Origin of the sequence: Enterobacter cloacae complex sp. I2, assembly GCF_014896205.1 — a bacterium.
GTDB lineage: Bacteria > Pseudomonadota > Gammaproteobacteria > Enterobacterales > Enterobacteriaceae > Enterobacter > Enterobacter quasihormaechei.
Genome location: NZ_JADBRA010000016.1, coordinates 48,263 through 73,731, shown reverse-complemented (window position 1 = coordinate 73,731; position 25,469 = coordinate 48,263). Strand labels below are relative to the sequence as shown.

Below are 25,469 nucleotides of genomic sequence, written 5' to 3'. Positions count from 1 at the left end.
GATGCTAAAAGTCTTCTTACTCTTCATCCTGCTGATCGCCGGGATTGTGCTGGGGCCGATGCTCGCGGGTCACCAGGGTTACGTACTGATCCAGACCGATAACTACAACATCGAAACCAGCGTGACCGGGCTGGTGATTATCCTGATCCTGGGTGTGGTCGTTCTGCTGGCCGTGGAGTGGATCCTGCGTCGTATTTTCCGTACCGGCGCGCATACCCGCGGCTGGTTCGTTGGCCGTAAGCGCCGTCGCGCCCGTAAGCAGACCGAGCAGGCGCTGCTGAAGCTGGCCGAAGGCGATTATCAGCAGGTTGAAAAGCTGATGTCGAAAAATGCCGACCATGCAGAACAGCCGGTTGTAAACTATCTGCTGGCCGCTGAGGCGGCGCAGCAACGAGGCGATGAGGCCCGCGCCAATCAGCATCTTGAACGCGCCTCTGAGCTTTCTACTAAGGATCCGATTCCGGTTGAGATCACCCGCGTTCGTCTGCAACTGGCGCGGAATGAAAACCATGCGGCACGCCACGGCGTTGACCGTCTGCTGGAAATTACGCCTCGTCATCCGGAAGTGCTGCGTCTTGCTGAGCAGGCATACATCCGGACCGGTGCGTGGGGATCGCTGCTGGACATTATCCCTTCCATGGCGAAAGCCGACGTGGGCGACGATGAACACCGTGATGAACTTCAGCGTCTGGCGTGGATTGGCCTGATGGATCAGGCGCGTGCCGATCTTGGCAGCGACGGGCTGAAGGCCTGGTGGAAAAACCAGAGCCGTAAAACGCGCCAGCAGGTCCCTCTCCAGGTGGCGATGGCCGAACATCTGATTGAGTGTGACGACCATGACACCGCGCAGGAGATCCTCCTCGACGGTCTCAAGCGACAGTATGATGACCGCCTGGTAATGGTGATCCCGCGTCTGAAAACTAATAATCCTGAGCAGATCGAAAAAGTACTGCGCCAGCAGATCAAAACCGTCGGCGATCGTCCGCTGCTGTGGAGTACGCTGGGCCAGTCTCTGATGAAGCACGGCGAGTGGCAGGAGGCAAGCCTCGCCTTCCGCGCGGCGCTGAAGCAGCGCCCGGACGCATTCGATTACGCCTGGCTTGCTGATTCGCTGGACAAGCAGCACAAGCCGGAAGAGGCCGCAGCCATGCGACGTGATGGACTTCTGCTGACGCTACAGAACAACGGGACGCAGCAGTAGATTACAAGGAGGCCAAATGGCCTCCTTTTTTTAGGCATAAAAAAACGCCTGCTATAAAAGCAGGCGTTAAAACAGGTCTGTAAGACAACATATGTGGTGCTTCACTCAACGTTGTGTCCATGGTGTTTGATGAGGCCGAAGCGACATCTGTCAGTGGACGATAAGCACCGTAAACGGCTCTGCGTCATTCCTGAGTTTATGAGGCCCTGAGGCGAGCATAAGAGATGGAATGAGCATCTACCCCTGTATTATTGCACGTATTGTGCCAGGTTTACACACAGAACTTTTACATCACGCAACATTTTAAGATAAAAGGAAATTATGCTGTTAAGAACCGCCTTACGCCGTACAACATCGCGTTAAGGGCGGCGATCTGTCGTCAGCAGGAGACGCTTAAAGCGACAAAATAAAAATTTCTGTATTATTAATGAGTTATATGTCGCTGAATCGCGACAAGGATGCAGGGTGTTGTCGGGGGATGGCTACAGGATGAAAAAGCGCAGAAAACAAAAAACCCCGCCGAAGCGGGGTTCAAAATTGGTCGGCGAGAGAGGATTCGAACCTCCGACCCACTGGTCCCAAACCAGTTGCGCTACCAAGCTGCGCTACTCGCCGATGTACTGCTTTTTTGAATTTTTAGTTCAATTCATTAAAAGTCGTGGTGCGAGGGGGGGGACTTGAACCCCCACGTCCGTAAGAACACTAACACCTGAAGCTAGCGCGTCTACCAATTCCGCCACCTTCGCAATTCACAACTCTTTCAATAATGGGGTGGCTAATGGGATTCGAACCCACGACAACTGGAATCACAATCCAGGGCTCTACCAACTGAGCTATAGCCACCACTGTATTCTTTCACGCGGTTCTGACTACTTCTCAGACCACCGCAGCTCTAGCGCCGGGACTAAAATGGCGCGCCCGACAGGATTCGAACCTGAGACCTCTGCCTCCGGAGGGCAGCGCTCTATCCAGCTGAGCTACGGGCGCTTAGCGCCGTTGCGGGGCTGGATATTACGTACCTCCGTCCCCGCTGTCTAGTGCTTTTTTGAAAAAAATGCGCGTTTGGTTATGGTTTGCACATTTTGCCGCTTATTCCTCCACTTTATGGGCGGAGCCGCGGCGACCCAGGCCAAAAAGCTTATAGGCAGCCGTCACGGCGGCCAGGAAGATCATCCCGACAAACAGCGACATGCGGGTATCTTCATTAAAGTACATTCCAATTAATACGCAAATCAGGAACGCCATCGTCAAATAGTTTGCATACGGGAACAAAATGGAGCGGAACGGATGGCTGGCAATCGCCTGCCTGTGCGCCTGACGAAAACGCAGCTGGCTAATCAGAATCACAAACCACGGCACCATCCCCGGCAGCACGCTGGCGCTGTAGACGTAAACGAACACGCGCTGCGGATTGGGGATGATGTAATTCAGGCAAGAGCCAATCAACAGAATGACAATTGATACCGCCACGCCCGCCACGGGGACACCCACGCGAGAGACTTTGCCCATCACTGCCGGCAGCTGTTTGTTTTGCGAGAGCGCGTAAAGCATACGCCCGCAGCTGTACATTCCGCTGTTACAGCCGGAAAGCGCCGCCGTCAGCACCACAAAGTTGATAATCGCGGCCGCCGCCGTGATGCCAATCTTTGCAAAGGTTAAAACAAACGGGCTGCCAGTCGTGCCAATTCCGTTCCACGGGAAAATGGTCACGATAACGAAGATGGCGCCTACATAGAAAATCAGGATACGCCACAGCACCTTGCCTACCGCGCTACGCAGCGTCACCTGCGGGTTTTTCGCTTCACCTGCGGTGATCCCGATTAGCTCTACGCCCTGATAGGATGCCACCACGATACAGAGCGCCGTCAGGAAGCCCTTCCAGCCGCCCGCAAAGAAGCCGCCGTGCCCGGTCAGGTTACCAAAACCGATGGCGTGCCCGCCGTTACCGAAGCCAAAGAAGATGACCCCGAGGCCAACGACAATCATCACGATAATGGTGGTGACTTTGATCATCGCAAACCAGAACTCGATTTCGCCGTAAAGACGAACGGCGGCAAGGTTCGCCAGCGCCACCAGCCCTACGGCAATAAGCGCGGGTATCCACTGGGCCATCTCCGGGAACCAGAACTGCACATAAACCCCGATGGCGGTGATCTCCGAAATCCCCACGGCCATCCACATAAACCAGTACGACCAGGCCGTGAGATAGCCAAAGAACGGGCTCATATAACGGTGGGCGTAAACGGCGAAAGAGCCCGTCACCGGCTCCAGGAACAGCATTTCGCCCATTGAGCGCATGATGAAGAAGACGAACAGCCCGGCAATAATATACGCCAGCAGGACGGAAGGCCCCGCCCACTTCAGCGTGCTTGCCGAGCCCATAAACAGGCCAACGCCGATAGTCCCGCCCAGCGCAATCAGTTCAATATGTCGAGCTTCCAGCCCACGCTGAAGCTCCGGTTTTTTCTCTGCCATAATTCCTCGGTTGTGTTTGCTGTTTCCCGACTTGTTGCCGGTTATTATTTTTGAGGGGTACTGAAATACGGAGCGAATGGTTTCTTAAATTCTGGCAAATGGCAAACAATGCATTAAAAAAATGAATGCATTGCACACAAACTCAGCAGTTTTGCGGGGGGCGTTGCAGCGCGAACGGTAGATCGCGCTGCATATTGATTACATTTTCCCGGTGTAGTGCCAGGCGAGGTAGCGCAGGAGGCGAATCTGTCGTTTGATGCGCGTCGGTTGGGAAAGCAGACGGTACAGCCACTCCAGCCCCAGGTTTTGCCAGACTTTCGGCGCACGCTTAACGTGGCCGGTAAAGACGTCGTAGGTGCCGCCAACGCCCATATAGAGCGCATCCGGGCTGACCAGACGGCAATCGCGCATCAGTATTTCCTGGCGCGGCGATCCCATGGCAACGGTGACAATTTTCGCCCCGCTGTCGCGCACGCGCTCATATAACGCCTGGCGATCTTCCGGCCTGAAGTAGCCATCCTGACTGCCCACGATGTTGACATTCCACTGGCTACGCAGCTTTCGTTCGGTCTGTGCCAATACCTCGGGCTTGCCGCCAATCAGAAATACCGGCGTGCCTTCAGCGCCTGCGCGCTCCATAAGCCGCTCCCAAAGATCGGCTCCCGCCACGCGAGACACATTAGCGTCAGGAAACTTTTTCCGGATCGAACGCACCACGCTAATACCGTCTGCGTATTTAAACTCCGCGGCTTCGATCAGGCTTTTCACTTCCGCGTTATCTTCAACCGCCAGCATTTTTTCTGCGTTGATGGCCACCAGCGTGCCCGACTTCATCTGCCCGTCCGCGAACAGAAAATCCAGCGCGTGCTGCATGTCACGCCAGCCAATCAGCTGTAGCCCACGCAGCGCATAACGCGGGGCTGAAGTTTTATCCGTCATGATAATCCCTACTCAGACTTGCGACAGCGTTGTGCTGCCCTGTGGCTCACGTCTGTGCACAAGCCCTGCACTGTCAAACAGCCAGTACAGGAGTTTTGCCAGCAGCAGACAGACGCCGAAAACAACCATAAAGAACACCACGCGCGAGACGAACGAATCCAGCCCCTCGCGCGCCAGAACGATCATATTGAAAATGGCACCGAAACAGAAACTGTGCAAAACAGCGGCTTTGTAGCGGTTGGTCTCTTCGTTACCCAGCGTGTACAGCCAGTCGAACCATTTTATTATCAGTCCGACCGCGATGGCGCCGGGCAGGATAAACCACGTCCCGCCCATCACCACCAGCGAGCCAATCAGGGTGGGGGAAATCGCCAGGCCCGAGTGGTTATTCAGCACTTCCCAGGTGAAGTAGTTCGCCGTGTTCAGGACAATGCCGGGACGGTCAGGCCACAGCCACGTCGGAATAAAGACATAGAAATCGCGAACAATCGGCGCCAGCCCCTGGAATTCGATCTTGTCGTAGTTTTGCAGCAGCAATGCCAGGTTCTCCCACGGCGAGAAGGTATCGCGCGTCAGATACAGGAAGGTGTAAAACGCTTCGTCACCGGCTACGTTAAGACCGTAGCGCTTCAGCGCCAGCCAGAACATCCCCACAATCCCAAAGACGCCTGCCGCCGCCAGCATCCACAGGGAGATCCAGCCGCGAATAATGCCGATAAACAGGAAAATCGCGAAGGCGATAATGATGTTGGCGCGAGTACCGCCGACAATCATGTAGGTCAGAATGCCAAACGCGACGGTGCTGACCAGGAAGAACAGCCAGGCTTTGCTGTCCTGGCGCAGGAAAAAGACCACCAGCATCGCCGGGATGAAGAAATAGAAGAAGCGCTTGAGCGCGACGCCGGAGACTTCGGCGGAAAAAATCTGGCTATAGGACTGCAACTTAAACAGTAAAAAACCGTTATGCATGAAGAAAATCGCCACGCTGACCAGGGCGATGGTCATCAGCATGACCCACGTCAGATGGGTTTCTACCCGGTTCATGGTAAACAGCGGGCGACGGGGCGCGGTGTCTTTCGCCGCGCGCAGGCGCGTTTTATAGGTGACGTAGTACACGGCGTAGAAGCAGGTCGCAGAGAGCAGCGCCTGCAACAAGATTTCCGGCGGAGCAACGCCCACATCAAAGCGGAACACGAGGATGCTGGTCAGCGGGAAACCAAAGAAAAAGGTCAGCAAAAACAGCAGCGAGAAGAAGACGTTGAAGTTAAAACGTACGCGCCGGAACTCAAACCAGGTGAGCGTGGCGATAAACAGCGTGCTCAGCAGCCAGACTACGAGCAGGCCGCTAAACTGCAACTGGCTCATGCGTTGTCTCCTGAAGCAATACGCAGCGCGCGGTGCCACGGCGTGAGGTAGTTCGGGCTGAAAAAGTCGATGCTATTTTTATCCACCAGCGCGAGCTGGCGCTGTGCTTCCCGTACCACCCCGACATTAAGCGTGTCAGAGGTAAACAGCACCGGAATGTGCTGCTCGGCCATGTCCTGCCAGAACGGGTTTTCGCGGTTGAGCACGCACGGTACTCCCGCCTGAATCAGCAGACACAGCGTGCCAATCCCCTGCTGACGGGCAAAGATGAAATAGCCCAGATCGCATTTTCGCAGCAGCGCGAGATAGTCATCAAATTCCAGCTTATCCCTGAGAATATGCAGATTGTCTGCGCTAAACAGCGCAAGCCCCTGCTGGCGGACCTCGTCGATGTAGGCGTCGTTATTGGCGGGATAGCCCATCGGCACCACCACGTTCACCGTGTCGCCAAACTGCTGATGCACAGCCCGGAGCGCCGCGACATGCTCGTTGCTGCGATCGCCGGAATTCCCCACCAGGATGGTCAGTTTGCCCTCACGAACCGCGTCATTCGCCATCGTATTCAGCGCCGGATCCATGCGGGTCGGGAAATAGAGCAGCTCGCCGCGCACCTTCGGATGCTGTTTAGCAAAATAGGTGAGATCGCCGCGGGTGGCAAAAACGCAGCCCACGCGCGCCTGCGCCAGGCGGCGCAGCGGGTAGAACAGGCGGAATTTCCAGCCGTGGGAGACTTCATAGAGATCCGCTCCCCAGATATGCCAGCTGAACTGGGAGGGTTTGATCCCGCCGCTCAACAACGCCAGCCACAGGCCGGTATTGAACTGCCCGTGGAAGAAGAAACGCTGGCTTCGATCCGCTTTGGCTTTCGCGACAACGGCTTTGGTCAGGGCCGCTTTGTCTGGCCAGAAAGTCATGTTCAGTGCCGGACAGGCCGCGCTCAGGCCATTATCTTTTCCAACAACCATAAACTTGCGCGCGTCGGGCGTGCCGGATGCCAGCTCATCGTTGAAGAACCGCAGAACGGTCTGGTTATGATGCGGGATGTCCGATCCCAGAATGTGTATCAGTGCAGTCATGCGCGTTTACGCCAAAGTAAAAATACGCCGCAACAGGCAGCGAAATAAACGATATAGGTTGCCATATAGGCCTGAGCCGCCCCCAGCGCTCCGTGGGTAGGGATCAGCCAGTGAGAAAATGCCGTCAGCAGCGCAAACTGGCTAATCTCTGCCAGGATATACAGCCGCAGCGAGGCCTTCGCAATCACCAGATAGCCGAAAACGTACGCCCCCACTTTCAGCACATCGCCGACCAGCTGCCAGGCAAACAGATCGCGCATGGCGGTAAACTTCGCCGAAAACAGCAGCCAGATGGCAAAGTCACGCAGCAACCAGACGGTAAAGCTGGCGACCGCAACAGCCGGCAACACAAAACGCAGGGAGCGAAAAATCTCGCGGGTAATATCCTGCCTGGACGTCAGGCGCGATAAGGTTGGCAGTAAATAGACGCTAAAGGAAGCCGTAATAAATTGGAGGTAGGCATCGGAAATGCTGCTCACGCCCTGCCAAATCCCCACTTCTTCCCAGCTGTAATGCGCCGCCAGCAGGTTTCGCATCATCACATAGGCTACCGGAATGGTGACGGAAGTGATGAGGGCCATCAGCGTAAATTTCGCCAGCTGGCCTGCCAGTAACTTGTCCCACTGCGGTTTCAGGTAACTCAGCGGGACATCGCCTCTGCGCATCAGCATAAACGCCGCCGGGATGACAACCAGGGCAGGCACCAGCGCCAGCCCCAGCAGTGCGCCTTCATAGCCGCCCAGCCGGTAGCAAAAGTAGTAGGCAATAACGCCGATGACGCTGCCGAAGATCAGCGCCAGTGCATTCCCGGCGGCATCACGGAAGCCTTTCATCAGCGCCAGCAGCAGGTTCGCCCAGGCGATGCCCATCTGAACCAGCGCCACCAGGCGTACCAGCCCCTGATAGTGCGTATGTCCGAACAGCCCCTGGCTGATGGGTGCCGCCGCCAGCAAAAAGACGACGGCCAGCAGCGTAGAGAAGCCCAGCACCATTGCAGATGAGGTCCCCACCACCGTGCGGAGCTTTCCGGCATCGTCATGATGCTGCGCTACGTATTTGGTGACGCCGTTGAATATCCCGGCCCCCGCCAGCACGCCAAGCACCGTGACCAGCTGGCGGAAATTCCCGGCCAGCCCAACGCCTGACGGACCAAATGAGACGGCCAGCAGCTTGACGACCAGCAACCCGGCGCCAATTTTTACAAGCGTGGACGCTGCCGTCCACACCGACGCTTTTGCCAGAGACATATCAGGCGAAATAACTCAGAAGCGAATTGATCACCGTACGCTGGTTAACCGGCCCAAGGTTGTAGAACAGGGGCAGACGAAGCAGACGTTCGCTCTCTTTGGTGGTGTAGCGGTCTTCACCGGCAAACGCGCCGAAGGCTTCTCCCGCCGGGCTGGAGTGCAGCGGAATGTAATGGAATACCGCCATAATTTCCGCTTCTTTCAGCCAGGCAATCAGCTTGCTGCGATCGTCGTTATCGCGCAGCTTGATGTAGAACATGTGGGCGTTGTGGACGCAGTCGGCTGGTACGGTCGGCAGCTCAATACGCCCTGCCTTAGCCAGCGGCGCCAGCGCGTCGTAGTAGGTTTGCCACAGGGAGAGGCGGTGCAGATTGATTCGCTCTGCCGCTTCCAGCTGCGCCCAGAGGTATGCGGCCTGCAAATCCGCCATCAGGTAGCTTGAGCCGATATCACGCCAGGTGTACTTATCCACCTGGCCGCGGAAGAACTGGCTGCGGTTGGTCCCTTTCTCACGGATCACTTCCGCACGCTCTACCAGAGCGCGATCGTTAATCAGCGTCGCGCCGCCCTCACCGCCTGCGGTGTAGTTTTTGGTTTCGTGGAAGCTAAAGCAGCCGATATGACCGATGGTGCCCAGCGCGCGTCCTTTGTAGGTGGACATCACGCCCTGCGCGGCGTCTTCCACCACGAACAGGTTATGCTTTTTGGCGATGGCCATGATGGTGTCCATTTCGCAGGCCACGCCCGCATAATGCACCGGCACGATCGCCCGCGTTTTGTCGGTGATCGCCGCTTCAATCAACGTTTCGTCAATGTTCATGGTATCCGGGCGGATATCCACAAACACGATTTTCGCCCCGCGCAGGACAAAGGCGTTCGCCGTGGAGACGAAGGTGTAGCTCGGCATGATCACCTCATCGCCGGGCTGGATATCCAGCAGCAACGCCGCCATCTCGAGCGATGCGGTACAGGACGGCGTCAGCAGAACCTTGGCACTGTGGAAACGTTGCTCCATCCACTGCTGGCAGCGACGGGTGAACCCGCCGTCGCCACAGAGCTTGCCGCTGCCCATAGCAGATTGCATATAATCAAGTTCAGTGCCCACGACCGGAGGCGCGTTAAATGGAATCATCTTGTCACCTGTATAACCAGTAGGCGGTGGCGTCGATGCTGGCACCACTCGCAATATAACGTTTAAGCGCAGCGGTGTTGCCCATCTGGGTCGCGACCCGCAGCGTTGATACTCGCTGTTGCTCCGCCCAGTGCAGCGCCGCCTGCATGAGTTTTTCGCCCATGCCGCGTCCGGCTAATAAACCGATGCGCGCCTCGTGCTCGTTGAGCCTGCGAAGCGAAACAAAACCTTCAATCGGACCTTCCGGCGCACGAAACACCAGACAGACGTGGTCAAACGTGCCCTTTATCGCGTTCTCAATCCACTGGGCATAAAAACGGCCGCTGTCATCGGGCGCATACCAGGGCGCCCGGAAACGGCTCTGAGCGAATGCCAGCGCCGCCATGTTGCGCAGCGCGGGAATATCCTGCTCTGATGCAATTTCCGCGCCCGGTGAGTCGTGGCGGGCCACGGTAATAGAGAGATCAACCTCACCCTCAACCAGCCGGAATCCGTGCTGCTGGAGCGCGTCCAGCATATCGGCCCGGTTTGCCGGGATCTTAGCCTGCACGCGCGGCCAGGCGCCGAAGTCGGCTTCCCGCAACGCAGGGGCATTTTCGCGCAGACGCACTATCGCTGAGGGGCGCGCAAAGAATGTGCTTTCCCACTCAAGGGGTTCCAGCACGCCGTGGAGGATACTCAACGCCACACGCCTTTAGTATCAACAACATACTGCTGACGCACGGCATCACCGGAGACCGCTTTAAACGCATTGTGATCCACCAGCAGTACCAGCACATCCGCCGTCGCCAGCGCGTCATCCAGTGCGGTAAGGGTGCAGTGACCGGCAAGCTTTGCCGGCAACGCATGAATATTCGGCTCAACCACCAGCGTTTCACCGCTGTGCCAGTCAGCGATCATCCCGGCAATTTCCATCGCCGGGCTTTCGCGCAGATCGTCAATATTCGGTTTGAATGCCAGACCAAAGCAGGCGATTTTCAGCTCGCTGGCGCGTTTGCCGCTGTCGGCCAGGCAATCCGCGACCGTGGCTTTCACCTGGTTGATCACCCAGTGCGGTTTGTGGTCGTTCACCTCGCGCGCGGTGCGAATCAGGCGTGCCTGTTGCGGGTTTTGCGCCACGATAAACCACGGATCGACCGCGATACAGTGTCCACCCACGCCCGGCCCCGGCTGAAGAATGTTCACGCGCGGGTGACGGTTGGCAAGGCGGATCAGTTCCCAGACGTTAATTCCCTGATCGGCGCAAATCAACGACAGTTCATTCGCAAACGCGATGTTGACGTCGCGGAAGCTGTTTTCGGTCAGCTTGCACATTTCGGCGGTGCGGGAGTTGGTCACCACGCATTCGCCTTCAAGGAAAATCTTATATAACTCGCTGGCGCGCGCGGAGCAGACCGGGGTCATGCCGCCAATCACGCGGTCATTTTTAATCAGCTCAACCATTACCTGGCCCGGCAGCACGCGCTCAGGGCAGTAGGCGATATTGATATCAGCCTGGTCGCCCGCCTGCTGCGGGAAGCTGAGATCGGGGCGCGCCTCGGCCAGCCACTGGGCCATCTGCTCGGTGGCTCCAACAGGTGAAGTGGACTCAAGGATAACCAGCGCCCCTTTCTTCAGCACTGGCGCAATGGATTTGGCCGCCGCCTCGACGTAAACCATGTCAGGCTCATGATCGCCTTTAAAAGGGGTTGGTACCGCAATCAGGTACGCGTCGGCTTCTACCGGCGTCGTGCTGGCGCGCAGGAAGCCCCCGTCCACCGCTTTTTTCACCACGCGATCGAGGTCAGGCTCCACGATATGAATTTCGCCACGGTTGATGGTTTCCACCGCGTGCGCGTTGATATCTACGCCAACAACCTGCTTTTGACGAGAGGCAAAGGCCGCCGCAGTAGGCAGTCCGATATAGCCAAGACCAACAACAGAGATGGTAGTAAAACTCATAGCGTTACCCGATTGTGTTTAAGTGCGTGCAAAATACGGCCACAAGCCTGCCCGTCCCCGTACGGGTTATGGGCGCGGCTCATCGCCTGATACTCTTCATCGTCATGCAGTAAGCGCGTGACCTCTTCGACAATACGACGCGGATCCGTTCCGACCAGACGGACGGTACCGGCAGTTACCGCTTCCGGACGTTCGGTGGTTTCGCGCATCACCAGTACCGGCTTGCCAAGAGAAGGCGCTTCTTCCTGAATGCCGCCAGAATCGGTCAGGATCAGCCAGGCGTGGTTCATCAGCCAGACAAACGGCATATAGTCCTGCGGCTCAATCAGGAGCACGTTTTCCACGTGGCCGAGGATACGGTTGACCGGTTCGCTGACGTTAGGGTTAAGGTGTACCGGATAGACAATCTGCACATCCTCGTTCTGCGCGGCAATTTCAGCCAGCGCGTGGCAGATTTGCTCAAAACCACGGCCAAAACTTTCGCGACGGTGGCCCGTCACCAGGATCGTTTTCTTGCCGTTATTCAGGAACGGATAACGCGCAGCGAGTTCTGCCTGAAGTTCGCTGTTAGCCAGTACGCGGTCGCGCACCCAAATCAGCGCATCAATAACCGTATTGCCGGTGACGAAAACTTTGCTGTCGCTGATATTTTCTCGCAGCAGGTTCTGACGTGAGTTCTCGGTAGGCGCAAAATGGTACATCGCCAGGTGGCCGGTGAGGGTACGGTTGGCCTCTTCCGGCCAGGGAGAATAGAGATTGCCGGTACGCAGTCCCGCTTCGACATGGCCCACAGGGATACGCTGATAGAACGCGGCCAGGCTGGTCGCCACGGTGGTGGTGGTGTCGCCATGCACCAGCACCACATCAGGCCTGAACGACTCCAGAATAGGCTTTAATTCTTGCAGAATACGGCAGGTAATTTCCGTCAATCCCTGTCCCGGTTTCATTATATTGAGATCGTAATCCGGGACGATAGAAAAGAGGGTTAAGACCTGATCGAGCATCTCACGGTGCTGGGCAGTTACGCATACCTTCGCTTCAATGTCAGGATCTCTGGCCAGCGCATGAACCAGAGGTGCCATCTTGATGGCCTCCGGCCTGGTGCCAAATACGGTTAGTACTTTCACATCGATTCTCTTCGATTAGACGATGAAGGCCGCAGCCTTCATCGTAGACGGCGTTCTTAGTTTGTGCGGCGACGCAATAACGCTACGCCAGCGCCAGTCAGTGCGCCCACAATCCCCCACATGATCATCAGGAAGGCGCGACGCGGACTATCGCGTTTTACAGGCTCTTCAGGCGTTCTCAAATAACGATAGGTCTGAAAACGCGGGTCCAGCGTTGGACCGACGTTGAGCGTATTGAGCATGGCGCGGTTTTGGTCGTAATCAAGGTCAAAGTCAGGGCCAACCGCCTGGATATTTTCCAGACGTGCCTGAAGCATTGGGCGACCCAGGAGGAACATTTCTGAATCCGGGAGTTCGTCAGCCGGAACATCCGTTTCGCTACGGGAAATATTGTGCTGTTCAGCAATCTTCAGCGCCTGCTCAATATTATGCACGCGTCGCGCGAAGATGGCCTTTGCGACCTCTTCCTGACGTTTTACCTGTGCCTTCATCTGGATTGTACGTGCCGCCCAGGCGCCTTTCAGCTCGTCATTCAGATGGCTCGCCGCGCGCTGGCTGGCAAAAGCAACGTACTGACGCAGCAGGTTATTGGCGTCCGGCGCCGTTTCCGCAATCAGCTTCACGCTGTCGCTAACATTACGGAGCATATCGCCAGGCATAAACTGAATGTTATTAATTAAATCATCCAGCAGCGCGGCATCCGCTTTGCTGTTCCCGACCATGCGCTGCTTGTAGTAGTCCGTCTGGGACCAGAAATCGCGACGTGTATCCCACGACGCCAGCTGCATCACAAACTCTTTGTAGGATTCATCCATCACCGAGGCCTGATCCGGGGTCGCCAGATTGGCCTTAATATCAAGATTACGCAGGAATTGCTGCTGGGAGTAGTAGCCTCCAAGCATATTCACCGTTGGTCGGTCTGTAATTGCCGTGGCGCTCCACTCTTGTTTTGCAAAGAAGGTGTAGGCAAGCGCTAACAGTGCGAACCCCAATGCAATACCCACAATCCACAGTTTGCCTTGCCATAACACTCGAAACAAACCACGAATATCCAGCTCGTTCTCAGTGCCCACTGATTTCGCTCCCGCCAACGGTTGAGTCATCATAGTCCCGGTTTTACTTAGTTAATGTTGTGTTTTTGCCACTGTTCCGACGCATCCTGCGTTTTAAACGTTTAATAAAACGCGCGACTTTCCATGCACGCTTAATGCAGTAACCGTACATGAAAAATGCTAGCAAGAATAATACCAACATTACCCATTCAGGAATGAAATGTGCGTATTCCGCAGCAACGCCAATCGCAGCCAGAATAGCAGCCGCAAGCGTAATCAGCACAAATGCCTGACGAGACGTGAAGCCAGCACGCATAATCAGATGATGAATATGCTGGCGATCGGGAGAGAACGGGCTCATCCCTTTACGCAGACGGCGGTACATAATGGCGACCATGTCCATCAGCGGGATGGCGATAATCCACAGAGCCGTTACCGGGCTTATCGGGTGAGTTTTGCCCTGGGTGGTCTCCAGCAGAACCCAGATCACCGTAAAGCCAATCAGGGTGCTGCCCGCATCGCCCATAAACACTTTATAGCGACGCCCTAACACACCCAGGTTCAGGCAGATATAAGGCAGGATGGCGGCAATCATGGCAAAGCACCACATTGACAGGCTGTACTGGCCGTCAAACCATAAAATGATGCCGATAGCGCCAAATGAAACAGAGGACAGCCCACCGAGCAGGCCGTCTATACCGTCAACCATGTTAAAGGCATTGATGGCTGCCCAAACGGCAAACAGCGTCAGGAAGAAGCCGAATGGCCCAAGCACCAGCTCCCAGGGACCAAACACGTAGCCCAGACTTCTGAGATAGAGACCGCCCACCACCATCATAATGATGCCGATAGCCGCCTGTACCGTCGCGCGGAACTTCACGCTGATATCAAAACGGTCATCAAGGGCGCCGACCAGTACCAGCACACCGGCACACGCCAGATAGAGTGCGGCATGGGGGATATAGTAATCCGCGATCCCGAATGTGAAACAGATGCCTGCGTATACCGAAATGCCGCCCACCAGCGGAATAAGCCCCTGATGACGTTTACGGAAGTTCGGTTTGTCCACTAACCCAATTCTTTTTGCTACCTTGCGCGCAATGAACAAAAAACAGGTTGTGAATAAAAAAATACTGATCAGCTCAGTTACTGCAGTGAGTAGATTCACAATGGATTGCTCTCAACAAATGTTAGTCCCGGAAGTATAACCATGAAGCCTCTGCCTCAGAAGGATTAAAGATGGCTTCTCACAACTCCCTTTGTATGTTTTTCAATCAATTATTTCTTTGACTGTGCAAACCTTCTTATTGTCGCACCGACAGGTCTAAATTGGGAGTGTGTGGTAATAGCGTATAGTCCATAAATAAAAAACGCCACGTAAAAACGTGGCGTTTACTGGGATTATTTACGTTACGAGCGTTTCATCATGTCGAAGAAATCGTCGTTCGTTTTGGTCATCGCCAGTTTGTTAATGAGGAATTCCATTGCGTCGATTTCGCCCATTGGATGGATGATTTTGCGCAGGATCCACATTTTCTGGAGCTCTTCCTGAGTGGTAAGCAGCTCTTCTTTACGGGTACCGGAACGGTTGTAGTCGATGGCCGGGAAGACGCGTTTCTCTGCGATCTTACGAGAAAGGTGCAGTTCCATGTTGCCTGTACCTTTAAACTCTTCGTAGATTACTTCGTCCATTTTGGAGCCGGTATCGATCAGCGCCGTCGCGATAATGGTCAGGCTACCGCCCTCTTCCACGTTACGCGCCGCACCGAAGAAACGCTTCGGACGGTGCAGGGCGTTGGCGTCCACACCACCGGTCAGTACTTTACCGGAAGCCGGCACCACGGTGTTGTAGGCACGAGCCAGACGGGTAATGGAGTCGAGCAGGATGATCACGTCTTTTTTGTGTTCAACCAGTCGTTTCGCCTTCTCAATAACCATTTCCGCAACCTGAACGTGGCGAGAAGCCGGTTCGTCGAAGGTAGACGCAACCACTTCACCTTTCACCAGACGCTGCATCTCGGTCACTTCTTCCGGACGTTCGTCAATCAGAAGCACCATCAGCACACAGTCTGGATGGTTGTAAGCAATGCTCTGCGCAATGTTTTGCAGCAGCATGGTTTTACCGGCTTTTGGCGGTGCCACAATCAGACCACGCTGACCACGACCAATTGGCGATGCCAGATCCAGCACACGAGCGGTTAAGTCTTCAGTAGACCCGTTACCACGCTCCATGCGCAGGCGAGAGTTCGCGTGCAGCGGCGTTAAGTTCTCGAACAGGATCTTATTGCGGGAGTTTTCCGGTTTGTCGTAGTTAACTTCGTTAACCTTCAACAGCGCAAAGTAGCGTTCACCCTCTTTAGGAGGACGAATCTTACCTGAAATGGTGTCACCAGTGCGGAGGTTGAAACGGCGGATTTGGCTAGGGGATACGTAGATGTCGTCAGGGCCGGCGAGGTAGGAGCTGTCTGCGGAGCGGAGGAAACCAAATCCGTCTTGCAGTATCTCCAGCACACCGTCGCCAAAGATATCTTCGCCACTCTTAGCGTGCTGCTTCAGGATGGCGAAAATGATGTCCTGCTTGCGCATACGAGCCTGGTTTTCCAGTCCCATATTTTCGCCGAGAGTGATCAGCTCAGAAACCGGCGTATTCTTTAATTCGGTAAGATTCATAATGGTGTGGGTTCTTAAACTCGGGGTGATTCTCGAACTTAATGTTGTGAATGGTATGGCAGGGTCATCCATGCCTGTTTAGCGGCCATCACCTCATGTCTGTTCGCTGTCTGGTCACAGGGAAAGAACGCAGAACTGAAACGACAAGACGGATTGAGTGACAAGCCCGGAATCTAGCAACTTCACGCACTGTTTACATTAACAACGGGAAGTATCGGGTAAAACAAGATTCAAACAACAAGATATGTTTAAAACGTAGTCATAGCTAACTTAGCACGACTAAAGCCGGGCGTCCAGAGCTCGCCATTAATTAGGCGCTCTGAACGCTCAGCTGAGAAACCTTACGCCAGATTAGCGTCCAGGAACTCTTTCAGTTGACCTTTGGACAGTGCGCCCACTTTGGTCGCCGCCACGTCACCGTTTTTGAACAGCAGCAGGGTCGGAATGCCACGGATACCGTATTTTGGCGCGGTGCCCGGGTTCTGGTCGATGTTCAGCTTGGCAACGGTCAGTTTGCCCTGATATTCGTCAGCGATTTCATCCAGAATCGGAGCGATCATTTTGCAAGGACCACACCATTCAGCCCAGAAATCAACGAGGATCAGCCCGTCAGCTTTAAGTACGTCCGTGTCAAAACTGTCGTCAGTCAGGTGAATAATTTTATCGCTCATATATAACTCCACAGGAATAAGCCTGGTACGTTGGTTTTGTCACCACCAACGACGTGTTGATGTCGCATTAACCAACTAAAGGTTGACTTTATTTCACCGGATACGCTTTCGTAAAGCAATAGTAAGCTGATATTCTACCACACTATGAGCAAAACACATTTAACAGAACAGAAGTTTTCCGACTTCGCCCTGCACCCAAAGGTGATCGAAGCCCTTGAAACTAAAGGGTTTCATAACTGCACGCCCATTCAGGCTCTCGCCCTGCCGCTGACGCTGGCCGGTCGCGACGTTGCAGGGCAGGCGCAAACCGGTACTGGCAAAACGATGGCGTTTTTAACGTCAACGTTTCATTATTTACTTTCTCACCCAGCGATTGCAGACCGCAAAGTTAACCAGCCGCGCGCGCTAATTATGGCCCCGACGCGAGAACTGGCGGTACAGATCCACGCAGACGCTGAGCCACTGGCGCAAGCCACCGGCCTGAAGCTTGGCCTGGCCTATGGCGGCGACGGCTACGATAAGCAGCTTAAGGTGCTGGAAAGCGGCGTGGATATCCTGATTGGAACCACCGGCCGTCTTATCGACTACGCCAAACAGAACCATATCAACCTCGGCGCAATCCAGGTTGTCGTGCTTGATGAAGCAGACCGCATGTACGATCTGGGCTTCATTAAAGATATCCGCTGGCTGTTCCGTCGTATGCCTGCCGCAAACCAGCGTCTGAACATGCTGTTCTCCGCAACCCTGTCATACCGCGTGCGTGAACTCGCCTTCGAGCAGATGAACAACGCCGAGTATGTAGAAGTGGAACCGGAGCAGAAAACCGGCCACCGCATTAAAGAAGAGCTCTTCTATCCCTCTAATGAAGAGAAAATGCGCCTGCTGCAAACGCTGATCGAAGAAGAGTGGCCGGATCGCGCGATCATCTTCGCGAACACCAAACATCGCTGTGAAGATATCTGGGGCCACCTGGCGGCAGATGGTCACCGCGTAGGTTTGCTGACCGGCGACGTGGCGCAGAAAAAACGCCTGCGCATTCTGGACGAATTTACCCGTGGCGATCTCGATATTCTGGTCGCGACCGACGTGGCGGCCCGTGGCCTGCACATTCCAGCCGTGACGCACGTCTTTAACTACGATCTGCCAGATGACTGTGAAGACTATGTACACCGTATCGGTCGTACCGGTCGTGCCGGCGCAAGCGGCCACTCCATCAGCCTGGCGTGTGAAGAGTATGCGCTGAATCTTCCGGCCATTGAGACCTACATCGGTCACTCTATTCCACAGAGCAAATACAATCCGGACGCGCTGTTAAGCGAACTGCCGCCGCCTAAGCGCCTTACCCGCCCACGCCCCGGCAATGGTCCGCGTCGTTCCGGCGGCGCACCGCGTAACCGTCGTCGTTCAGGTTAAGAAAATATGCTCAGCTCCACCTCGCTTTATGCGGCAATCGATCTCGGTTCGAATAGCTTTCATATGCTGGTTGTGCGCGAGGTGGCGGGAAGCATACAAACGCTGACGCGCATTAAGCGCAAGGTCCGCCTCGCGGCGGGCCTGAGCAGCGACAACCACCTCTCCCCTGAAGCCATGGAACGTGGCTGGCAGTGCCTGCGTCTGTTTGCAGAACGTTTGCAGGATATCCCGCTCAGTCAAATTCGCGTTGTTGCCACGGCGACCCTTCGTCTGGCGGTTAACGCTGGCGATTTCATTGCCAAAGCGCAGGAAATTCTGGGCTGTCCGGTGCAGGTCATCAGCGGTGAAGAAGAAGCGCGCCTGATTTATCAGGGCGTGGCGCACACGACCGGTGGCGACGATCGCCGTCTGGTGGTGGACATCGGTGGCGCCAGTACCGAACTGGTCACGGGCACGGGCGCACAGGCGACCTCGCTCTTTAGCCTGTCGATGGGCTGTGTGACCTGGCTGGAACGCTACTTTACCGATCGAAACCTTGCCAAAGAGAATTTCGACGAGGCGGAAAACGCGGCGCGTGAAGTGCTGCGCCCGGTCATGGATGAGTTGCGCTATCACGGCTGGAAAGTCTGCGTCGGGGCTTCCGGCACCGTTCAGGCGTTGCAGGAAATCATGATGGCGCAGGGCATGGACGAGCGGATCACCCTTGCCAAGCTCCAGCAGCTTAAACAGCGCGCCATTCAGTGTGGACGCCTGGAAGAGCTTGAAATTGAGGGGCTGACGCTCGAACGCGCGCTGGTTTTCCCAAGCGGGCTCGCCATCCTGATCGCCATTTTCACCGAGCTGAATATCCAGTGTATGACGCTGGCAGGCGGTGCGCTGCGTGAAGGTCTGGTTTACGGGATGCTGCACCAGTCGGTCGATCAGGACATCCGTAGCCGTACGCTGCGTAACGTTCAGCGACGCTTTATTGTTGATACCGACCAGGCGCAAAGAGTAAGTCAGCTGGCGTCACTTTTTGCCGATCAGGTGAAAACTAGCTGGGATATTGAACCGTTAAGTCGCGATCTGTTGCTAAGCGCCTGTGCGTTACATGAAATTGGTCTCAGCGTGGAGTACAAGCAGGCACCGCTGCACGCGGCCTGGCTGGTACGAAATCTCGATTTACCCGGCTATACGCCCGCACAGAAAAAGCTACTGGCCACCCTGCTGCTGAATCAGACCAACGCCGTCGATCTCTCTTCACTTCACCAGCAGAACGCCGTGCCGCCGCGCGTGGCCGAGCATCTGTGTCGTCTGCTGCGCCTGGCGATCCTGTTTGCCAGCCGCCGTCGTGATGATTTGCTGCCAGACATTACGCTGGTGGCAGACGATGAGAAACTGACGCTGACGTTGCCGAAAAACTGGCTTGAAAATCACCCGCTTGGCGCAGAACTGGTTGAGCAGGAGTTCCAGTGGCAGAGCTATGTGCACTGGGCGCTTGAGGTGAAATGACCCTTTGAAGCGTGCCGGGCGGCGGCTTCGCCTTACCCGGCCTACAAACCGTTATCCCTTCTCTTTGGCTTTTGCCAGCATCGCGCGAATGTTTGCCACGTTGGCCTGGCCTTTGTGCATGCGCTCTTCCGCGGTAATGACCTTACGTTGCTGCTCCCAGATAAGATCGTCCTGAGGCAACTCCAGCAGAAAACGGCTCGGCTCCGGGCGCACCAGCTCACCGTACTGACGGCGCTCTTTGCACAGCGTAAACGTCAGCTCCTTCTGCGCACGGGTGATCCCCACGTAGGCCAGACGACGCTCTTCGTCGACGTTATCTTCATCAATGCTGCTCTGGTGCGGCAGTAGGCCCTCTTCCATCCCCACCAGATAGACGTACGGGAACTCCAGCCCTTTGGACGCGTGAAGCGTCATCAGCTGGACCTGGTCGGCCTCTTCTTCACTTTCGCCGCGCTCCATCATATCGCGCAGCGTGAAGCGGGTGACGACCTGCGTCAGGGTCATCGGCTCGTCTATCTCTGAACCTTCAAGCATTTCGGTCATCCAGCTGAAGAGCTGGTTAACGTTTTTCATGCGCATCTCAGCCGCTTTTGGGCTGGCGGAGGTTTCATAGAGCCAGGATTCGTAATCAATGCCGTGGATCAGATCGCGTACCGCCGCCACCGGCTCGCGCTCGGCCAGACGCTGCACTTCACCCAGCCAGTGGGTGAAGCGGGTTAAGGCGTCATAGCCGCGCCCGGTCAGGGTATGGCTCAGCCCCATATCGAAGCTGGCGGTGAACAGGCTTTTGTTGCGGGTCATCGCCCACTCGCCCAGCTTTTGCAGCGTCGCAGAGCCAATTTCGCGTTTCGGCGTATTCACGATGCGCAGGAAAGCGCTGTCGTCATCCGGGTTGGTCAGCACGCGCAGGTAGGCCAGCAGATCCTTGATTTCCGGACGCGAAAAGAACGACGTGCCGCCGGAGATTTTGTAGGGAATGCGGTTTTGCATCAGCATCTTTTCAAAAACGCGCGACTGGTGGTTACCGCGATAGAGGATCGCGTAGTCTTTATAGTCGGTTTTGTTGACGAAGTGATGGGCAATCAGCTCACCCGTTACGCGCTCCGCTTCGTGCTCTTCATTGTTGGCGCTGAGCACTTTCAGTTCGGTACCGTAACCCAGCTCGGAGAACAGGCGCTTCTCAAAGACGTGCGGGTTATTGGCAATCAGGATATTCGCCGCCTTCAGGATGCGCCCGGAAGAACGGTAGTTCTGCTCCAGTTTGATCACCTGCAACGCCGGGAAGTCTTTGCTCAGCAGCACCAGGTTTTGCGGACGTGCGCCGCGCCAGGAGTAAATGGACTGATCGTCATCGCCAACGACGGTGAAACGCGCACGCTGTCCTACCAGCAGCTTCACCAGCTCGTACTGGCTGGTGTTGGTATCCTGATATTCATCCACCAGCAGGTAGCGGATTTTGTTTTGCCAGCGCTCGCGCACCTCTTCATTCCGCTGAAGCAGCAGCGTCGGCAGCAGGATCAGATCGTCGAAATCCAGTACGTTGCAGGCTTTCATATGCGCGTCATACAGACCGTAGCAGTGGGCAAAGATACGATCGCGCTCGCCTTTGGCACTCGCCGCTGCCTGGGCCGGCGTCATGAGATCGTTTTTCCAGTTCGAGATCGTCGAGATCAGCTGTTGCAACAGCACTTTGTCATCTTCGATCAGCCCTTCCGTCAGCTCTTTAAGCAGCGCCACCTGGTCGGTGTCATCGAAGAGCGAAAAGTTGGACTTCATGCCCAGCGCCGCGTACTCACGCTTGATGATATCCAGGCCCAGCGTGTGGAAAGTGGAGATCATCAGCCCGCGCGCCTCTTTACGGCCCAGGGTCTGGCCGACGCGCTCTTTCATCTCACGCGCCGCTTTGTTGGTAAAGGTGACCGCCGCGATATGGCGCGCCTGGTAGCCACAACCGCGAATTAAGTGGGCAATTTTGTTAGTGATCACACGTGTTTTACCGGATCCCGCTCCCGCCAGCACCAGGCAGGGTCCGGTGACGAATTCGACAGCTTGTTGTTGTCCGGGGTTTAAACGCATAAGTGATCGCTCAATGAAAGTGGGGAGAGGAGGAAAAACGCGTGGTAGTATACCGATCGTAAACTCGTTGACTCAAGGCACGATCATGGCAAAAACAGCAGCAGCAGTGCATATCCTTGTTAAAGAAGAGAAACTGGCACAGGATCTTCTCGAACAGATTAAAAACGGCGCCGATTTCGGCAAACTGGCGAAGAAACACTCGATTTGCCCGTCAGGCAAACGCGGCGGTGACTTAGGCGAGTTCCGCCAGGGCCAGATGGTTCCGGCGTTTGATAAGGTGGTTTTCTCCTGCCCGGTGCTGGAGCCAACCGGCCCACTGCATACGCAGTTCGGCTATCACATTATCAAAGTGTTATACCGCAACTAATCAAAAGCCCGGTGCATTGACTCACCGGGCTTTTTTATCTGGCTGTTCCCGCGTTTAAATGCCGTCGCCGTATTCAAAGGTGTGGTGAATACCGTTGAAGTGCTGATCCATATCCATCGACGGTTTATCGCTGTCTGGCTTACCGACGATGCGCGCCGGGACGCCAGCGGCGGTGGTATGCGGCGGTACGGGCTGGAGTACAACTGACCCCGCGCCAATCTTCGCGCCGCGTCCGACTTCAATATTGCCAAGGATTTTGGCGCCTGCGCCAATCATCACCCCTTCACGAATTTTCGGATGGCGATCGCCACTGGTTTTACCGGTACCGCCCAGCGTAACGGATTGCAGGATCGACACATCATCTTCAATCACCGCCGTTTCACCGACAACAATGCCGGTGGCGTGATCGAGCATGATCCCGCGGCCAATGTTCGCCGCCGGGTGAATATCGACCTGGAAGGTCACGGAAACCTGGTTTTGCAGGAAGATAGCCAGCGCGCGGCGTCCCTCATTCCATAACCAGTGGCCGATGCGGTACGCCTGTAAGGCGTGAAAACCTTTGAGATACAGCAGCGGCGTGGAGTATTTATCCACCGCCGGATCGCGCGTGCGTACGGCCTGAATGTCGCAGGCGGCAGAGGCGATCATTTCCGGGTCGGCGGCGTAGGCCTCTTCCACCACCTCACGAATGGCGATAGCAGGCATGATGGAGGAAGCCAGCTTATTGGCGAGCATATAGCTCAGGGCGCTGCCGAGGTTTTCGTGCTTGAGTAGCGTCGCGTGATAGAAACTGGCCAGCATAGGCTCACAGTCGGCCAAAGCGCGGGCTTCGGCTTTAATATTATTCCAGACGATATCCAGTTCTTCACACGGCATTGCTTGCTCCAGACGATAGTTAATGACCAGCCAGTTCTGCGCTGGCTGGGTCATTCAGGTGACGATACTTCCCGGCTAATTGCTGCTGCGCTCGTCCTTGCGCGCACGACCTAATAGGGTCAATGCTGCCTCGCGCGCATTTTTTCCGCAATACAATACCTGATAAATTTCCTCGGTTATTGGCATTTCAACACCGAAACGGTGCGCCAACTCGCGGACTTCTTTGGTATTGCGATAGCCTTCAACCACCTGACCAATCTTCTCCTGCGCGCTTTTTACATCGCTGCCCTGTCCGAGCATCATGCCAAAGCGGCGGTTACGCGACTGGTTGTCGGTGCAGGTCAGCACCAGGTCGCCCAGCCCAGCCATCCCCATAAAGGTGGCCGGATCGGCGCCCAGCGCTTCGCCCAGGCGGGACATTTCGGTCAGTCCACGGGTGATCAGCGCCGTACGCGCATTCGCGCCGAAACCGATGCCGTCAGACATCCCGGCCCCGATGGCAATGACGTTCTTCACCGCACCGCCCAGCTGTACGCCGATAAAATCAGGGTTGCTGTAGACGCGGAAGCTCTTGCCGCAGTGCAGCAGTTGCTGAAGATCGTCGGAAAATGCCTGGTCGGTGGACGCCAGCGAGATCGCCGTCGGCAGACCGGCGGCCAGCTCTTTGGCAAACGTCGGCCCGGAGATCACCGCCAGCGGGATCGCCGTTCCCAGCGCTTCGCGGGCAACGTCCTGCAACAGACGTCCGGTTTCGGCTTCCAGCCCCTTCGTCGCCCACACAATACGCGCATCCGCACGCATCAGCGGCTTAATCTGACGCAGGACTTCGCCAAACACATGGCTCGGCACCACAATCAGAATATTGCGGCTGGCCGCCAGCGCGGTCGCGAGGTCGCTTTCCAGATAGAGAGAGTCAGGGAACGGAACGTCCGGGAGAAACGCCACGTTGCAGCGGTCGTGTTGCAACGTCGCGATATGTTTTGGATCGTGGCCCCACAGGACCACGTCGTGACCATTTCTTGCCAGCGTGATGGCAAGAGCGGTGCCGTAAGAGCCGGCACCGATCACAGTCATTGACGCATTAACAGTGCTCATCAGGCATCCTGATGTTGTTCGGCACCTTCGCCAGCCTGCTGCTGCAAATAGTTCATGAACAGCGCATCAAAGTTGACTGGCGCAAGGTTCAGTTGCGGGAATGTACCGCGAGAAACCAGGCTGGTGATGCATTCACGCGCATACGGGAACAGGATGTTCGGGCAGTATGCACCCAGGCAATGCGCCATCTGGTTGCCTTCGATGCCGCCGATGGAGAAGATACCGCCCTGCTGTACTTCGCACAGGAATGCAGTTTCTTCGCCCAGAGAGGCGGTCACGGTGACACGCAGTACGACTTCATACACGTCATCCGCCAGCTGGGTGGATGCGGTATCCAGATCAAGTTTAACCTCTGGCTGCCAGTCTTTCTGGAAAACGTGCGGCGCGTTTGGCGCTTCGAAAGAGACATCCTTGGTGTAGATGCGCTGGATCTGGAAAGTCATCTCGGTGTTGTTTTGTTCTGACATGGAAAAACCCTTTTTAATTGTCCTAAAGTCTCTAGCTCAGCAGCGGATCGAGTCCACCGCGGGCGTCGAGCGCATACAAGTCATCACAGCCGCCAATGTGCTGCGCATCAATAAAAATCTGTGGAACCGTTGTGCGACCACTGCGTTGGATCATCTCTTCGCGTTTAATCGCGTCACCATCGATCGGCAGTTCCTTGAACGTTACGCCTTTGCTGGACAGCAGCGCTTTCGCTCGGTGGCAGAACGGGCACGTTGCTTTGGTGTAGATCTCAATATTGGCCATCACTTAACTCCTTATTTACCGCGCACTAAAGGAAGATTCTCCCCGCTCCAGCCGGAGATGCCTTCTTTCAGCACCGTTACGTTTTCAAAGCCTGCTTTATGCAGTGCGTTGGCAGATTCCTGCGCCTGCATGCCTGTGCCGTCAACAACGATAATCGGCTGGGCTTTATGCTTCTCCAGCTCACCAATGTTGTTCGCTTTGATTTCCGCTGGCAGCAGGTTGATAGCACCTGCGATATGGCCCTTGCGGAAATCGTCGCGCTGACGCAGATCAACCACAACGGCGTCCTCTTTGTTGATCAGACGTGTCGCTTCACCGCGGGTGATCACCTTAATTTTAGACGTCAGTCCCTTAAATGTGGTGAACAGTACAGCGACCAGCAGGCCAATCCACGCGATGCTCAGAACCGGGTGGCGGCTAACGAATTGCATAATTTCTTGCATGGGGGGTAACAACTCCCGACTAAGTGATTAAAAAAACCAGGACAGGAGTATACCTGTGCGCT

23 protein-coding genes and 4 tRNA genes are annotated in these 25,469 nt (G+C 55.7%); 4 read left to right on the top strand and 23 right to left on the bottom strand.

Features of this window, described 5'->3' with window-relative positions; genetic code table 11:
* The first annotated feature begins 1 nt into the window (after nucleotide 1).
* Entirely contained in the window at nucleotides 2–1,201 is a 1,200-nt protein-coding gene (gene hemY, locus IM300_RS15050) for a protoheme IX biogenesis protein HemY (protein WP_063452167.1), read from the top strand.
* Between the two features lie 538 nt (nucleotides 1,202–1,739).
* Here hemY and IM300_RS15045 read toward each other — a convergent pair.
* From IM300_RS15045 to trxA, 17 genes are all read right to left on the bottom strand, one after another.
* Nucleotides 1,740–1,816, bottom strand: a tRNA-Pro gene (locus IM300_RS15045).
* Between the two features lie 44 nt (nucleotides 1,817–1,860).
* Nucleotides 1,861–1,947: transfer RNA gene (locus tag IM300_RS15040), tRNA-Leu, on the bottom strand.
* Nucleotides 1,948–1,968: 21 nt separating this feature from the next.
* A tRNA-His gene (locus tag IM300_RS15035) sits at nucleotides 1,969–2,044 on the bottom strand.
* Nucleotides 2,045–2,111: 67 nt separating this feature from the next.
* Nucleotides 2,112–2,188, bottom strand: a tRNA-Arg gene (locus IM300_RS15030).
* A gap of 102 nt (nucleotides 2,189–2,290) precedes the next feature.
* Nucleotides 2,291–3,676, bottom strand: coding sequence for an amino acid permease (locus tag IM300_RS15025; RefSeq protein ID WP_193037136.1), 1,386 nt, complete (start codon nucleotides 3,674–3,676; stop codon nucleotides 2,291–2,293).
* A 198-nt stretch (nucleotides 3,677–3,874) separates the two neighbouring features.
* Nucleotides 3,875–4,615, bottom strand: a complete 741-nt coding sequence (gene wecG / locus IM300_RS15020) for a lipopolysaccharide N-acetylmannosaminouronosyltransferase (RefSeq protein WP_102750776.1) — start codon at nucleotides 4,613–4,615, stop codon at nucleotides 3,875–3,877.
* 12 nt (nucleotides 4,616–4,627) lie between these two features.
* Complete coding sequence (wzyE, locus tag IM300_RS15015; RefSeq protein WP_063868827.1) at nucleotides 4,628–5,980, bottom strand: ECA oligosaccharide polymerase; 1,353 nt, start codon at nucleotides 5,978–5,980, stop codon at nucleotides 4,628–4,630.
* Nucleotides 5,977–7,056 carry a TDP-N-acetylfucosamine:lipid II N-acetylfucosaminyltransferase gene (locus tag IM300_RS15010; protein WP_193037134.1) on the bottom strand — a complete coding sequence of 360 codons (1,080 nt, stop codon included), beginning with the start codon at nucleotides 7,054–7,056 and terminating at the stop codon, nucleotides 5,977–5,979. The genes wzyE and IM300_RS15010 overlap by 4 nt, the downstream gene beginning before the upstream one ends.
* Nucleotides 7,053–8,303: a lipid III flippase WzxE gene (gene wzxE / locus IM300_RS15005; protein WP_102750778.1), complete on the bottom strand. Its 1,251-nt coding sequence runs from the start codon at nucleotides 8,301–8,303 to the stop codon at nucleotides 7,053–7,055. Before wzxE ends, IM300_RS15010 begins: the two co-directional genes overlap by 4 nt.
* A gap of 1 nt (nucleotide 8,304) precedes the next feature.
* The gene (rffA, locus tag IM300_RS15000; RefSeq protein WP_193037132.1) at nucleotides 8,305–9,435 is read right to left on the bottom strand and encodes a dTDP-4-amino-4,6-dideoxygalactose transaminase; all 1,131 of its coding nucleotides are present in this window, start codon (nucleotides 9,433–9,435) and stop codon (nucleotides 8,305–8,307) included.
* 4 nt (nucleotides 9,436–9,439) lie between these two features.
* Nucleotides 9,440–10,117 carry a dTDP-4-amino-4,6-dideoxy-D-galactose acyltransferase gene (rffC, locus tag IM300_RS14995; RefSeq protein WP_193037130.1) on the bottom strand — a complete coding sequence of 226 codons (678 nt, stop codon included), beginning with the start codon at nucleotides 10,115–10,117 and terminating at the stop codon, nucleotides 9,440–9,442.
* Complete coding sequence (wecC, locus tag IM300_RS14990; RefSeq protein WP_063868819.1) at nucleotides 10,114–11,376, bottom strand: UDP-N-acetyl-D-mannosamine dehydrogenase; 1,263 nt, start codon at nucleotides 11,374–11,376, stop codon at nucleotides 10,114–10,116. Before wecC ends, rffC begins: the two co-directional genes overlap by 4 nt.
* Complete coding sequence (wecB, locus tag IM300_RS14985; protein ID WP_063868817.1) at nucleotides 11,373–12,503, bottom strand: non-hydrolyzing UDP-N-acetylglucosamine 2-epimerase; 1,131 nt, start codon at nucleotides 12,501–12,503, stop codon at nucleotides 11,373–11,375. Before wecB ends, wecC begins: the two co-directional genes overlap by 4 nt.
* 56 nt (nucleotides 12,504–12,559) lie before the next feature.
* Entirely contained in the window at nucleotides 12,560–13,606 is a 1,047-nt protein-coding gene (gene wzzE / locus IM300_RS14980) for an ECA polysaccharide chain length modulation protein (RefSeq protein WP_063868815.1), read from the bottom strand.
* Nucleotides 13,607–13,619: 13 nt separating this feature from the next.
* Complete coding sequence (wecA, locus tag IM300_RS14975; protein ID WP_001050933.1) at nucleotides 13,620–14,723, bottom strand: UDP-N-acetylglucosamine--undecaprenyl-phosphate N-acetylglucosaminephosphotransferase; 1,104 nt, start codon at nucleotides 14,721–14,723, stop codon at nucleotides 13,620–13,622.
* A 242-nt stretch (nucleotides 14,724–14,965) separates the two neighbouring features.
* The gene (gene rho / locus IM300_RS14970) at nucleotides 14,966–16,225 is read right to left on the bottom strand and encodes a transcription termination factor Rho (protein WP_001054528.1); all 1,260 of its coding nucleotides are present in this window, start codon (nucleotides 16,223–16,225) and stop codon (nucleotides 14,966–14,968) included.
* A gap of 341 nt (nucleotides 16,226–16,566) precedes the next feature.
* Nucleotides 16,567–16,896 (bottom strand): thioredoxin TrxA, encoded by a 330-nt coding sequence (trxA, locus tag IM300_RS14965; RefSeq protein WP_006812392.1) that lies wholly within the window; start codon nucleotides 16,894–16,896, stop codon nucleotides 16,567–16,569.
* Between the two features lie 144 nt (nucleotides 16,897–17,040).
* Here trxA and rhlB point away from each other — a divergent pair, with 144 nt between their 5' ends.
* A complete protein-coding gene (gene rhlB, locus IM300_RS14960) occupies nucleotides 17,041–18,309 on the top strand; it encodes an ATP-dependent RNA helicase RhlB (RefSeq protein ID WP_063452156.1) in 1,269 nt (422 codons plus the stop codon).
* Nucleotides 18,310–18,315: 6 nt separating this feature from the next.
* Complete coding sequence (gene gppA, locus IM300_RS14955) at nucleotides 18,316–19,800, top strand: guanosine-5'-triphosphate,3'-diphosphate diphosphatase (protein WP_193032444.1); 1,485 nt, start codon at nucleotides 18,316–18,318, stop codon at nucleotides 19,798–19,800.
* Between the two features lie 51 nt (nucleotides 19,801–19,851).
* Here gppA and rep read toward each other — a convergent pair whose 3' ends face one another.
* A complete protein-coding gene (gene rep / locus IM300_RS14950; protein WP_193037128.1) occupies nucleotides 19,852–21,876 on the bottom strand; it encodes a DNA helicase Rep in 2,025 nt (674 codons plus the stop codon).
* A gap of 85 nt (nucleotides 21,877–21,961) precedes the next feature.
* Here rep and ppiC point away from each other — a divergent pair, with 85 nt between their 5' ends.
* Nucleotides 21,962–22,243 carry a peptidylprolyl isomerase PpiC gene (gene ppiC, locus IM300_RS14945; protein WP_032950619.1) on the top strand — a complete coding sequence of 94 codons (282 nt, stop codon included), beginning with the start codon at nucleotides 21,962–21,964 and terminating at the stop codon, nucleotides 22,241–22,243.
* Nucleotides 22,244–22,297: 54 nt separating this feature from the next.
* Here the strand turns inward: ppiC and cysE are convergent, their stop codons facing one another.
* From cysE to IM300_RS14920, 5 genes are all read right to left on the bottom strand, one after another.
* Entirely contained in the window at nucleotides 22,298–23,119 is an 822-nt protein-coding gene (gene cysE, locus IM300_RS14940) for a serine O-acetyltransferase (RefSeq protein WP_193037172.1), read from the bottom strand.
* A gap of 75 nt (nucleotides 23,120–23,194) precedes the next feature.
* A complete protein-coding gene (gpsA, locus tag IM300_RS14935) occupies nucleotides 23,195–24,214 on the bottom strand; it encodes an NAD(P)H-dependent glycerol-3-phosphate dehydrogenase (RefSeq protein ID WP_006812398.1) in 1,020 nt (339 codons plus the stop codon).
* Nucleotides 24,214–24,681: a protein-export chaperone SecB gene (gene secB, locus IM300_RS14930; protein ID WP_003860835.1), complete on the bottom strand. Its 468-nt coding sequence runs from the start codon at nucleotides 24,679–24,681 to the stop codon at nucleotides 24,214–24,216. The genes gpsA and secB overlap by 1 nt, the downstream gene beginning before the upstream one ends.
* A 31-nt stretch (nucleotides 24,682–24,712) precedes the next feature.
* Nucleotides 24,713–24,964, bottom strand: coding sequence for a glutaredoxin 3 (grxC, locus tag IM300_RS14925; protein ID WP_003860837.1), 252 nt, complete (start codon nucleotides 24,962–24,964; stop codon nucleotides 24,713–24,715).
* 11 nt (nucleotides 24,965–24,975) lie between these two features.
* A complete protein-coding gene (locus tag IM300_RS14920) occupies nucleotides 24,976–25,407 on the bottom strand; it encodes a rhodanese-like domain-containing protein (RefSeq protein ID WP_003860840.1) in 432 nt (143 codons plus the stop codon).
* Nucleotides 25,408–25,469 lie beyond the last annotated feature (62 nt).

Bases quoted from the DNA above. Each gene is read 5' to 3' on its own strand.
- rho (WP_001054528.1), bottom strand. From the start codon at position 16,225: ATGAATCTTACCGAATTAAAGAATACGCCGGTTTCTGAGCTGATCACT.
- wzzE (WP_063868815.1), bottom strand. From the start codon at position 13,606: ATGACTCAACCGTTGGCGGGAGCGAAATCAGTGGGCACTGAGAACGAG.
- IM300_RS15010 (WP_193037134.1), bottom strand. From the start codon at position 7,056: ATGACTGCACTGATACACATTCTGGGATCGGACATCCCGCATCATAAC.
- IM300_RS15025 (WP_193037136.1), bottom strand. From the start codon at position 3,676: ATGGCAGAGAAAAAACCGGAGCTTCAGCGTGGGCTGGAAGCTCGACAT.
- wecC (WP_063868819.1), bottom strand. From the start codon at position 11,376: ATGAGTTTTACTACCATCTCTGTTGTTGGTCTTGGCTATATCGGACTG.
- wzxE (WP_102750778.1), bottom strand. From the start codon at position 8,303: ATGTCTCTGGCAAAAGCGTCGGTGTGGACGGCAGCGTCCACGCTTGTA.
- IM300_RS14920 (WP_003860840.1), bottom strand. From the start codon at position 25,407: ATGCAAGAAATTATGCAATTCGTTAGCCGCCACCCGGTTCTGAGCATC.
- ppiC (WP_032950619.1), top strand. From the start codon at position 21,962: ATGGCAAAAACAGCAGCAGCAGTGCATATCCTTGTTAAAGAAGAGAAA.
- gpsA (WP_006812398.1), bottom strand. From the start codon at position 24,214: ATGAGCACTGTTAATGCGTCAATGACTGTGATCGGTGCCGGCTCTTAC.
- trxA (WP_006812392.1), bottom strand. From the start codon at position 16,896: ATGAGCGATAAAATTATTCACCTGACTGACGACAGTTTTGACACGGAC.
- rep (WP_193037128.1), bottom strand. From the start codon at position 21,876: ATGCGTTTAAACCCCGGACAACAACAAGCTGTCGAATTCGTCACCGGA.
- secB (WP_003860835.1), bottom strand. From the start codon at position 24,681: ATGTCAGAACAAAACAACACCGAGATGACTTTCCAGATCCAGCGCATC.
- rhlB (WP_063452156.1), top strand. From the start codon at position 17,041: ATGAGCAAAACACATTTAACAGAACAGAAGTTTTCCGACTTCGCCCTG.
- rffA (WP_193037132.1), bottom strand. From the start codon at position 9,435: ATGATTCCATTTAACGCGCCTCCGGTCGTGGGCACTGAACTTGATTAT.
- hemY (WP_063452167.1), top strand. From the start codon at position 2: ATGCTAAAAGTCTTCTTACTCTTCATCCTGCTGATCGCCGGGATTGTG.
- grxC (WP_003860837.1), bottom strand. From the start codon at position 24,964: ATGGCCAATATTGAGATCTACACCAAAGCAACGTGCCCGTTCTGCCAC.
- cysE (WP_193037172.1), bottom strand. From the start codon at position 23,119: ATGCCGTGTGAAGAACTGGATATCGTCTGGAATAATATTAAAGCCGAA.
- gppA (WP_193032444.1), top strand. From the start codon at position 18,316: ATGCTCAGCTCCACCTCGCTTTATGCGGCAATCGATCTCGGTTCGAAT.
- wecG (WP_102750776.1), bottom strand. From the start codon at position 4,615: ATGACGGATAAAACTTCAGCCCCGCGTTATGCGCTGCGTGGGCTACAG.
- wzyE (WP_063868827.1), bottom strand. From the start codon at position 5,980: ATGAGCCAGTTGCAGTTTAGCGGCCTGCTCGTAGTCTGGCTGCTGAGC.